This window comes from Mycobacterium sp. TH-M82 (assembly GCF_057473605.1).
In genome coordinates this window covers 1-10,211 of record NZ_JBYCKY010000362.1, presented here as the reverse complement: position 1 = coordinate 10,211, position 10,211 = coordinate 1, and the positions used below count along the sequence as shown (strand labels likewise).

Sequence of the window (10,211 nt, the reverse complement as noted above, 5' to 3'; positions counted from 1 at the left end):
GGCTGTGCTGAGCCTCGTCGGCGTAGGGGTCGTAGGCGATGACGCGGCACCCCAGCCCGGACAGCCGCCACTTCGTCGCGCGTCCCACCGCGCCGAGTCCCACCAGCCCGGCCGTCAGCCCGGCGACCTCCCAGGCGCGGAACCGCTGATAGGGGATGGTGCCGTCGCGGAACGTCTCGCCGGCGCGCACGTCGGCGTCGGCGCTCAGCAGGTGCCGGGTGACGGCGAACAGCAGCGCAAGCGTCATCTCGGCGACCGCGTCGGCGTTACGCGCCGGGGTGTTCAGCACCGGGATGCCGGCCGCGGTGGCCCCGGCGACATCGACGTTGTTGGGGTCTCCGCGCGTGGAGGCCACCACGCGCAGCCCGCGTTCGAAGACCGGGCCGGCCACCGCGTCGCTCTCCACAACCAGGACATCGGCGCCTTCGGCAGCCGCCCGTTCGGCCAATTGCTCTGCGCTGTAGATGCGCAGCGGGCTCTTGTCGATCCACGGGTCATAGACCACGTCGGCCAGTTGCTGCAGCTTGTCGAAGCCTCCGCCACGCAGCGGGGCCGTTACCAGGGCACGCGGTTTGGATGTCACGGTTGTCCATGTTGGCGTAGGTTGACGCCCGTGTCACGCGAACAGCTCACAATCGGCATCGACATCGGCACCACCGCGGTCAAAGCGGTAGCCGCCGGCGAGGACGGCCGGGTGCAGGCGCGTGCACGGATCCCGCACCAGCTGTGGGTGCCCGACCCGGACCGCTTCGAACACGACGCCGAGGCGGCGTGGCGGCAGGGCCCATTGACGGCGCTGGAAAAGCTGGACCGGCCCGACGCCGCGGCGGTGGCGGTGTCGGCGATGGTGCCGTCGCTGACCGCCGTCGACGCCGAGGGCCGGCCGCTGACGCCGGGCCTGCTCTACGGCGACGTCCGGGGCCGGACGACGGCACGAGCGGCCGGCCACAGTGGCTCTTCGGGCTTGCCGCAGGAGGGGGAGACCGCCGAGTTCCTGCGGTGGACGGCCCAGCAGGCACCGGACGCGGCCGGATACTGGCCGGCGGCGGCGGTGGCGAACTACGCGCTGGCCGGTGCGGCGGTGGTCGACTTCGCCACCGCGTTCACCACCCTCCCGCTGTTCGACGGCACCGGCTGGAGCGAACCGGCCTGCGCCGACTGCGGGGTGAGCGTCGACCGCATGCCTCGGGTGGGCGCCCCCGGCGCGGTGGCCGGGCGGCTGCGCGACAGCGACACCGCGTTGTCGGTCGGCACCATCGACGCGCTGTGTGAGCAGTTGGTGGCCGGCGCCGGCCACGACGGCGACGTGCTGGTGCTGTGCGGCACCACCTTGATCGTGTGGTCGACCATCCCCGAGCACCGGGAGGTGCCGGGTTTGTGGACCATTCCGCACACGTCGGCTGGTAAGAGCCTGATCGGCGGGGCGAGCAACGCCGGCGGGTTGTTCCTGGGCTGGGTGGACCGGCTGCTCGGGCCGGGCGACCCGGCGCAGGAACAGGCCGTCGACCCGCGACGGGTGCCGGTGTGGTCGCCGTACCTGCGCGGCGAGCGCACGCCGTTGCACGACCCGGGCCGGCGCGGTGTGCTGGACGGGCTCGACCTCACCCACGACGCCGCGGCGCTGCGCCGCGCCGCCTACGAGGCGTCGGGGTTCGTCGTGCGCCAACTGGTCGAGCTGGGCGGGGTGCGGGCGGCGCGGATCGTGGCGACCGGGGGAGGTACCCGGGTGCAGCCCTGGATGCAGGCGATCGCCGATGCCACCGGGCAGCCGGTCACGGTGTCGGCGGTGGCCGAGGGGGCGGCGCTGGGCGCGGCGTTCGTCGCCCGGGTGGCGGCCGGGTGGGAGACGTCGATCCTCGACGCCGAGCGGTGGGCGGCCACCGGCCGGATCGTCGAACCCGACCCGGCCTGGACGGCGCCGATGGAAGAGCGCTACCGGCGGTTCCTCGAGCTCGCCGACCGGCCGTCGCGGGCATCAGGCACCCGGCGCGGATGACATGTTTCAAGTTCTGCGCTACCGCAGGGTCGCGGTGACGGCGATGACGTTGCGGAACGAGGCAAGCGGGTCGTCATCGTCGGAGAACTCCAGGCCGTAATCGGCGAACATCTCACGGCGCGGCCGGGTGTGCACCTGCCAGCCTCGATCGCTGAGGTAGTCGGCGACGTTGCTGCGGTTCCCGCCGTAGAACAGTTCGGTCATGTCCAGTTCGTAGCCGTAGTGGCGCCACTGGTCGGTCAAGGCCTGCGCCCGTTCGGCCAGGTTGCCGCCGTCGTCGGGGTGGTATTCGGTGGCCAGGCGGCTGCCGGGGACGCTGAGCGCGGTGAGGTCGTCGAACAGCCGGTCCTGGGCGTCCGGCGGCAGGTACATCAGCAGGCCCTCGGCGCTCCACGCGGCCGGCCGGCCGTCGTCGAAGCCGGCGCGGCGCAGTGCGTCCGGCCAGTCGTCGCGCAGGTCGACACCGACGGTGCGCCGCTGTGCGGTCGGCTGGGCGCCCAGCGCCGCCATGGTCGCGGTCTTGAAGTCGATGACCTGCGGCTGGTCCACCTCGTAGACGGTGCTGCCCGAGGGCCATGCCAGCCGGTAGGCCCGCGCATCCAGCCCGGCGGCCAGGATCACCGCCTGGTGGGGGCCGTCTTGGCCGGTGCCCATCGCATCGGTGAAAAAGTCATCGAAGAACCGGGTGCGCACCGTCAGCGAATTGACCATCCGCCGCACCTGGCGCACCTGGTCAACGGTGCCTTCGGGCAGCTGGCCGTCGACCAGGCCGGTGAAGAAGTCGATGCCGACCGCGCGCACCAGCGGCGCCGCGAACGGGTCGTCGATGATGGCGTCGGGTTCCGCCGTCGCCAGCGCCCGGGCCGCCGCCACCATGGTGGCGGTGGCACCCACGCTGGAAGCCAGATCCCAGGTGTCATTCTCGGTGCGTGCCATCTGCGCTAGCCCAACTCTGCGGTGACGTACGCCAGCTCGGCGAAACCGCCATCGTCGTCGAGCGGTGCCAGCCCGTGCTCTGCGAACAGCTCGCCCACGCTGCGGCTGCTGACCCGCCAGCCCTTGTCGGTGAGGTATGCGGCGGCCTCGTTGCGGTCACCGAAATAGATCAGCTCGGCCACGTCGAGGTCGACGCCGTGCCCGCGCCACCGGCCGGCCGCGGTCTGCATCCGCTCGCGCAGCTTCTCCTCCTTGGCGGCGTCGAGATTCGGTGTGTTCTCGGTGGCGATCCGGCTGCCCGGTGCGCTCAAAGCGGTGACGTTGTCGAGCAGCCGGTCCTGCGCCTCCGGCGGGAGGTAACCCAGCAGGCCCTCCGCGCTCCAGGCCGTCGGCCGGGTGGGGTCGAAACCGGCGGCCTGCAGCGCCGCCGGCCAGTCGTCGCGCAGGTCGATGGGCACCGTACGCCGGTCGGCGGTGGGCTGCGCCCCGAGCTCGGCCATTGTGCGGGTCTTGAACTCAACGACCTCTGGCTGGTCGATCTCGTACACCGTGACGGCATCAGCGCCGGCCGGCTCGGTCGGCCCGGCCCGCCAGGCCAGCCGGTAGGCGCGGGCGTCCAGCCCCGCCGCCAGGATGACCACCTGCCGGATGCCGGCGTTGGTCGCGTCGAGGAAGAAGTCGTCGAAGAACCTGGTCCGCACCGCCATGCCGTCGGCCATGCGGGCCATGCTCATCATGCCCGGCGCCGAAGCGTCCGCCGGGTCGTCGAAGTCGGCCGGGTCGACTTCGCCGCGGGCCAGTCGGGTGAACAGCTCCACCCCGACCGCGTGCACCAGCGGCTCGGCGAACGGATCGGAGATCAGCGGCCGCTCGGCGCGGCCGGCCATCGCGCGTGCCGCGGCCACCATGGTGGCGGTCGCGCCCACACTGGAGGCCAGGTCCCAGGTGTCATTCTCGGTGCGCGTCATTGTCAGGACTCCCCTTCACTACCACGTCCGCTGTCACGGCGTAACAGCGGAACACCGTCAGATATTTAGCCAGTATAACAACCTATCGGCGGCTGTGCGCGGGCCGGCCGACGGAAGCTGTTAGTCTCGTAGCGCATATCCCGGCCTGCGGGTCGACGTATCACCACACCGGATATCCGACGCGACCACAGTTCGGCTGCGCAGGAGGAGAAGAGTTGTTCTCGGCTTTGATCTCGTCGCTGCGGACGGTCGACCTGAGGCGAAAGATATTGTTCGCCCTCGGGATCATCATCTTGTACCGGCTCGGTGCGTCGATCCCGTCGCCGGGGGTGGACTACCCGAACGTGCAGAAGTGCATCGCCCAGGTCAGCGGCGGCGACGCGGCCCAGGTCTACTCGCTGATCAACCTGTTCTCCGGCGGCGCGCTGCTGCAGCTGACGGTTTTCGCGATCGGCGTGATGCCCTACATCACCGCCAGCATCATCGTGCAACAGCTCACCGTGGTCATTCCCCGGTTCGAAGAACTGCGCAAAGAGGGTCAATCCGGTCAGAACAAGATGACCCAGTACACCCGGTATCTGACCATCGCGCTGGCCGTCCTGCAGGCCACGTCCATCGTGGCGCTGGCCGCCAACGGTGGTTTGCTGCAGGGCTGCAATCTGGACATCATCGCCGACTCGAGCATCTTCAGCCTGGTGGTCATCGTGCTGGTGATGACTGCGGGCGCCACCTTGGTGATGTGGATGGGCGAGCTGATCACCGAACGCGGCATCGGCAACGGCATGTCGCTGTTGATCTTCGTCGGCATCGCCGCGCGGATGCCGATCCAGGGCAAATCCATCCTCGACAGCCGTGGTGGTCTGGTGTTCACCGCGGTCTGCGCGGCCGCGCTGATCATCGTCGTCGGCGTGGTCTTCGTCGAGCAGGGCCAGCGCCGGATCCCGGTGCAGTACGCCAAGCGGATGGTGGGCCGGCGCATGTACGGCGGCACCTCGACGTATCTGCCGCTCAAGGTCAACCAGGCCGGCGTGATCCCGGTGATCTTTGCGTCGTCGCTGGTCTACATCCCGCAGTTGGTCACCCAGCTGGTCCGCAGCGGAAGGGGCGGCCTGGGCAACAGCTGGTGGGACAAGTTCGTCGGCACGTACCTGTCGGATCCCGGCAACTGGGTGTACATCGGCCTGTACTTCGGGCTGATCATCTTCTTCACCTACTTCTACGTGTCGGTGACATTCAATCCCGACGAGCGTGCCGACGAGATGAAGAAGTTCGGGGGCTTCATTCCGGGTATCCGGCCGGGTCGCCCGACGGCGGACTACCTGCGGTACGTGCTGAACAGGATCACCCTGCCCGGTTCGATCTACCTGGGTGTGATCTCGGTGCTGCCGAATCTGTTCCTGCAGATCGGCAACACCGGGTCGGTGCAGAATCTGCCGTTCGGCGGAACCGCGGTGCTGATCATGGTCGGCGTCGGGCTCGACACCGTCAAGCAGATCGAAAGTCAGCTGATGCAGCGCAACTATGAAGGGTTCCTCAAATGAGAATAGTTCTGTTAGGTCCGCCCGGAGCCGGTAAGGGTACGCAGGCTCAGATGCTGGCCGAAAGGCTGGGCGTCCCGCAGATCTCGACGGGTGATCTGTTCCGCAGCAACATCGCCGCGGGCACCGAGCTGGGCCGGCAGGCCAAGCAGTACCTGGACGCCGGCGACCTGGTGCCCGCCGAACTGACCAATGCCCTGGTCGCCGACCGTATCGACCAACCCGACGCGGGCAAGGGTTTCATCCTCGACGGCTACCCCCGGTCGGTCGCGCAGGCCGGGGCGCTGAAGGACATGCTCGAAGCCCGCAACACCAAACTCGACGCCGTACTCGAGCTGCGGGTCAGCCAGGAGGAACTGCTCAAACGGCTCTCCGGGCGCGGGCGCGCGGACGACACCGCAGAGGTCATCGAGAACCGGATGAAGGTCTACCAGGAAGAGACCGCACCGTTGCTGGAGTACTACGGCCGCGAGCACAACTTGCAGACCGTGGATGGGGTCGGCACACTCGGCGAGGTGTTCGACCGTGAGCTGCGGGCACTGGGACGGTAGGTGATCCGTCTGCCGAAGCGGCGCAACCGTAAGGTGGTGCCGCAACGCAGCCCTGGCGAGCTTGACGCGATGGCCGCGGCCGGTTCCGTGGTCGCCACCGCGCTGCGGGCGGTGCGGCAGGCCGCCACCGCCGGAGCGTCCACCCTGAGCCTGGACCAGATCGCCGAATCGGTGATCCGAGGCGCCGGCGCGACACCGTCATTCCTGGGCTACCACGGTTACCCGGCGTCGATCTGCTCATCGGTCAACGATCGGGTGGTGCACGCCATCCCGTCCGCCGCCGAGGTTCTGCAGCCCGGTGACCTGGTGTCCATTGACTGCGGTGCGATCCTCGACGGCTGGCACGGCGACGCGGCGATCACCTTCGGCATCGGCACGATGACCAAGAGCGACGAGAGCCTGTCCGACGCGACCCGGCAGGCGATGGAAGCCGGTATCGCTGCGATGGTGCCGGGCAACCGGATCGGGGACGTCTCGCACGCCATCGAATCGGGTGCCCGGGCTGCCGAAGACACCTACGATCGCAAGTTCGGCCTGGTCGCCGGGTACGGCGGTCACGGCATCGGCCGGGAGATGCACATGGACCCGTTTCTGCCCAACGAAGGCCCGCCCGGCCGGGGGCCGCTGCTGGCGGCCGGTTCGGTGCTGGCGATCGAACCGATGCTGACCCTGGGCACCACGAAGACCGTCGTGCTCGACGACCAATGGACGGTCATCACCGCCGACGGGTCGCGGGCCGCGCACTGGGAGCACACCGTGGCGGTGACCGAGGACGGACCGCGGATTCTGACGGCCGGCTGACGCGTGGGTGCCGGCAGTGAACCTATGGCGGTCCGCGCTGCGATTGACCGGTAGCCGCAATCACGCCGAGGACGTCGCCCGGGATGGTGCCGTCGGCGGTGTTGACCGTCAGCGTGCGAGTGCGTGCACCGCTTGCCGGAAGGCACCGGGTAGCCGTGCGCATGCGGGCACGACGGCCGGCCGGGTCACGCGGGGGGCGCTGGCCAGCACCAGCCCTCGGGTGAGCAGGCGGTAGTCACGGGTGATCCGCCGCCAGGCCCCCTCGTATGCCGCCAGTGTGTCGTCGACGATCGCTTCCACGGCGGCGGCGGCTTGCTTGACGGCAAGACTGATGCCCTCGCCGGTCAGTGCGTCTTCATACCCGGCCGCGTCACCCACCAGCAGCACCCGTCCGGCGACGCGGCGGGAGACGACCTGGCGCAGCGGGCCGCAGCCGCGGGCCGGCCCACGCTCGGCATCCCGCAGGAGGCTTTCAAGTCGCGGAAACCACGTCAGGTCTGGCCGCCGGCGGGACAGGATGGCCACTCCCACCAGATCAGGCTCCACCGGCGTGACATAGGCCTCCCCCCAGCGCGACCAGTGCACCTCGACGAACTCCGACCAGGCCGGCACGGCATAGTGCCGGCGCACGCCGTACCGTCGGGGTGTTCCCGCCGCCGCCTTGATGCCGGCCGCGCGGCGCACCGTTGAGTGCAGACCATCGGCGGCCACCAGCCATTTCGCGCGGATTCCGGCCGCCGCCACCCCGTGCCCATCCTGCAGGACACTCTTAACACGCGTCGAAACCCATTCGACATCTTGCTCTTTCGCCCGCGCCGCCAGCTCGGTATGGAGTGTGGTGCGCCGTATACCGCGGCCCCGTCCGCCGCGAAACGGTGCTTCGGCGCGGTGGCGCCCGCCGACGTAGGCGATACCCCGAAACGGCATACCCACCGGGTCCACCCCGAGCGTTGCCAGTTCGGCCAGGCCGCCGGGCATCAGGCCCTCACCGCACGCCTTGTCGACCGGCGTATCCCGCGGCTCCACCACGATCACCGAAAGCCCTTGCCGACGAGCGTATAACGCCGTCGCCAGGCCACCCGGCCCGCCGCCGGCGATCAACAAGTCGGCGTCATACATGTGTGTAGCCCAACGCCGCGTTCTCCACCCGGAGCCGCTCCCGCAGCAACAACGCGTTGGCCACGGTGAAACCGATCGCGGTCACATACGCGGTGTGTACCAGCGGCAGCGCGGCCCCCTCGACCACCACGGCGACATAGTTCGGGTGGTGCAGCCAGCGGTACGGACCCCGTCGCACCAACGGCGTTTCGGGCATCACGATCACCAGGGTGTTCCACCGCCGGCCCAGTGTCGTGACGCACCACCAACGCAACGCCTGACTCAGCCCGACCACGCCCAGCATCGGCCACCCCAGCCCGGGGATGAACGGCCGGCGCATTACCCACGTCTCGACGATGCAGCCCACCAACAGAGCGGTATGAGCGGCGACCATCACCGGGTAGTGGCTGTGGCCGAACTCCGTGCCCCCGTGGGCGAAAGCCCGGCGGGAGTTCCGCTTGGACAGGGCCAGCTCCACCAGCCGTTCGATCCCGACCGCCAGGATCAGCAGGTAGTACACGGCTCACCAGCCGAGCAGCACAAGTTCGGAGCAGAACGCTGGGCCCATGGCGATCATCAGGCCGATCGATCCCGGCGGCGGCGGATCGGCCATGGTGGCCCGAAGTACGTCCAGCACCGAGACCGACGACAGATTCCCGTTGTCGCGCAACGAGGTCCGGGTGCGTTCTAGGGCATCGGCAGGCAGGTCGAGCGTGTCCTCGACCGCCTCGATCACCTTCGGGCCGCCGGGGTGGCAGACCCACGTTGTCACGTCGGCGGTCGTCAGCCCATGGTCGTTGAGGAAGTTGCGGACGTCTTCGCCGAGGTACTTCTCGGTTACGGTCGCGACCTCGGCGGACAAGACGATCCGGAACCCGTCGCTGCCGATGTTCCATCCCATCACGTCCTCGGTGTCGGGGTAGATGTGGCTGCGAGTGGCCAGTACCCTCGGCCCGCTGGGGGTCCGGTTGGCTCCCGTCGCGATCACGGCTGCGGCTCCGTCACCGAACAGGCTGGCAGCAACGAGGTTCGCCATCGATTGGTCATCGCGCTGCATGGTCAGTGAGCACAGCTCGACGGCGAGCAGCACCGCGACCTGATCGGGGTAGGCGAGCAGGTAATCATGGATGCGAGCAACCCCGGCGGCGCCGGCGACACAGCCCAGCCCGAACAGGGGGATGCGTTTGACGTCGGGGCGCAACCCGATGCGCGTCGCCAGTCGCGCTTCCAAGGTCGGCACCGCAAGCCCGGTGACTGTCGTCGAGAAGACGATGTCGACCTCGGATGGTTTGACCTTGGCTCTGTCCAGAGCTGATGCCAGGGCCCGCTCACCCAGGTCGAGCGCGACGTCGAGGTAGGCGTCGTTGGCCTCGGTGAAGCCGGTTAACGCGGCGTATCGTGACAGCGGCAGGGCGGTCGCTCGGAACTGAACACCGGTGGTGGAGGCGAACCGTCGGAAATCGGAGCCGGCGAAGTCGACCAAGGCCGATATCGCCTGATCTTGACTGTGGCGGTGCGGTGGGAACTCCACGGTCACTGCCGTTATCGAAGGTCCGCCCGGTGGGTTGGCGGGTGCGCGTGCGTGCGTCGCCGGACGCGTGCTGGATGCGATGGTGTTCATGTAGGGCTTTACGGTGTAGCGCCCCGATCGGTTCACTGTTCGCAACGCATGTGCCGCGGTGAACGACCCGGGTGCGGCTTTCGTCGTTGCCGACAAGACGCCGAAAAACAGGCTCACGATCGACACCGGCTGTCATTGACGGCCCGCCGCCGGCCGCGTAGCTGGCTGATGGCGGTCATCGAACTGAACGCAACTTCTGGTCGACTCGTGAGGGTGGCAAACGACGACGGGCAGGTGCTGCCGCGACGTTTGCTGTGGAAACACCCAACCTGTGGGTGAGCTGGTGAACTGAAGTCACGCGCTGGTCGTGTTATTGACATGGAGGAACGCCAGGCAATCAGGTTTAGGTGAGCACATGGCCAGCCAACACCGGGTGGTCGATCACATCATCGAGCACTTGGCGCGAATCGGAGTCGACTACGTCTTCGGTGTCGACGGCGCGAATATCGAAGATCTCTACGACGCAGCTCATTTCCATCCGGGCCTCACCGCGGTCCTGGCCAAGCACGAGTTCTCGGCGGCAACCATGGCCGACGGATACAGTCGGAGCGGCGCGGCGCTCGGGGTGGTTGCGGCGACGTCGGGCGGGGGGGCGCTGAACCTCGTTCCTGGTCTGGGCGAAGCGCTGGCCAGCCGGGTACCGGTCTTGGCGTTGGTGGGCCAGCCCGCGGCGGCGATGGATGGGCGGGGCAGCTTTCAGGA

Annotated in this window: 11 protein-coding genes; 5 read left to right on the top strand and 6 right to left on the bottom strand. The window is 68.8% G+C overall.

Annotated elements, in window-relative coordinates; translation table 11 throughout:
* A partial coding sequence (locus tag AC2VON_RS11190) for an NAD(P)-dependent oxidoreductase (RefSeq protein WP_486953022.1) occupies nucleotides 1–583 on the bottom strand: 583 nt, incomplete at its 3' end.
* A 30-nt stretch (nucleotides 584–613) separates the two neighbouring features.
* Here AC2VON_RS11190 and AC2VON_RS11185 point away from each other — a divergent pair.
* Nucleotides 614–1,996, top strand: coding sequence for a xylulokinase (locus AC2VON_RS11185; protein WP_486953021.1), 1,383 nt, complete (start codon nucleotides 614–616; stop codon nucleotides 1,994–1,996).
* Nucleotides 1,997–2,014: 18 nt separating this feature from the next.
* Here AC2VON_RS11185 and AC2VON_RS11180 read toward each other — a convergent pair whose 3' ends face one another.
* Nucleotides 2,015–2,932 carry an SAM-dependent methyltransferase gene (locus tag AC2VON_RS11180; protein WP_486953020.1) on the bottom strand — a complete coding sequence of 306 codons (918 nt, stop codon included), beginning with the start codon at nucleotides 2,930–2,932 and terminating at the stop codon, nucleotides 2,015–2,017.
* A 5-nt stretch (nucleotides 2,933–2,937) separates the two neighbouring features.
* Nucleotides 2,938–3,900, bottom strand: coding sequence for a class I SAM-dependent methyltransferase (locus tag AC2VON_RS11175; protein ID WP_486953019.1), 963 nt, complete (start codon nucleotides 3,898–3,900; stop codon nucleotides 2,938–2,940).
* Between the two features lie 215 nt (nucleotides 3,901–4,115).
* Between AC2VON_RS11175 and secY the strand changes: the two genes are divergently transcribed.
* From secY to map, 3 genes are read left to right on the top strand one after another with little or no spacing between them, the layout of a single operon-like run.
* Nucleotides 4,116–5,441, top strand: coding sequence for a preprotein translocase subunit SecY (secY, locus tag AC2VON_RS11170; protein WP_486953018.1), 1,326 nt, complete (start codon nucleotides 4,116–4,118; stop codon nucleotides 5,439–5,441).
* A complete protein-coding gene (locus tag AC2VON_RS11165) occupies nucleotides 5,438–5,989 on the top strand; it encodes an adenylate kinase (protein ID WP_486953017.1) in 552 nt (183 codons plus the stop codon). The genes secY and AC2VON_RS11165 overlap by 4 nt, the downstream gene beginning before the upstream one ends.
* Nucleotides 5,990–6,790: a type I methionyl aminopeptidase gene (map, locus tag AC2VON_RS11160; RefSeq protein WP_486953016.1), complete on the top strand. Its 801-nt coding sequence runs from the start codon at nucleotides 5,990–5,992 to the stop codon at nucleotides 6,788–6,790.
* Nucleotides 6,791–6,898: 108 nt separating this feature from the next.
* Here map and AC2VON_RS11155 read toward each other — a convergent pair whose 3' ends face one another.
* Genes AC2VON_RS11155 through AC2VON_RS11145 form a run of 3 tightly spaced genes read right to left on the bottom strand, consistent with a single transcriptional unit; the run spans nucleotide 6,899 to nucleotide 9,626 of the window.
* Nucleotides 6,899–7,909 (bottom strand): NAD(P)/FAD-dependent oxidoreductase, encoded by a 1,011-nt coding sequence (locus AC2VON_RS11155; protein ID WP_486953015.1) that lies wholly within the window; start codon nucleotides 7,907–7,909, stop codon nucleotides 6,899–6,901.
* The gene (locus AC2VON_RS11150; RefSeq protein ID WP_486953014.1) at nucleotides 7,902–8,408 is read right to left on the bottom strand and encodes an isoprenylcysteine carboxyl methyltransferase family protein; all 507 of its coding nucleotides are present in this window, start codon (nucleotides 8,406–8,408) and stop codon (nucleotides 7,902–7,904) included. Before AC2VON_RS11150 ends, AC2VON_RS11155 begins: the two co-directional genes overlap by 8 nt.
* Nucleotides 8,409–8,411: 3 nt before the next feature.
* Entirely contained in the window at nucleotides 8,412–9,626 is a 1,215-nt protein-coding gene (locus AC2VON_RS11145) for a type III polyketide synthase (protein WP_486953013.1), read from the bottom strand.
* A gap of 238 nt (nucleotides 9,627–9,864) precedes the next feature.
* Between AC2VON_RS11145 and AC2VON_RS11140 the strand changes: the two genes are divergently transcribed.
* Nucleotides 9,865–10,211 (top strand): thiamine pyrophosphate-binding protein (locus AC2VON_RS11140; RefSeq protein WP_486953012.1); only part of this gene is annotated, 347 nt, incomplete at its 3' end.

What these genes read in the sequence shown, in the direction of transcription:
- AC2VON_RS11180 (WP_486953020.1), bottom strand. Translation starts at nt 2,932, where the DNA reads ATGGCACGCACCGAGAATGACACCTGGGATCTGGCTTCCAGCGTGGGT.
- AC2VON_RS11175 (WP_486953019.1), bottom strand. Translation starts at nt 3,900, where the DNA reads ATGACGCGCACCGAGAATGACACCTGGGACCTGGCCTCCAGTGTGGGC.
- AC2VON_RS11165 (WP_486953017.1), top strand. Translation starts at nt 5,438, where the DNA reads ATGAGAATAGTTCTGTTAGGTCCGCCCGGAGCCGGTAAGGGTACGCAG.
- AC2VON_RS11155 (WP_486953015.1), bottom strand. Translation starts at nt 7,909, where the DNA reads ATGTATGACGCCGACTTGTTGATCGCCGGCGGCGGGCCGGGTGGCCTG.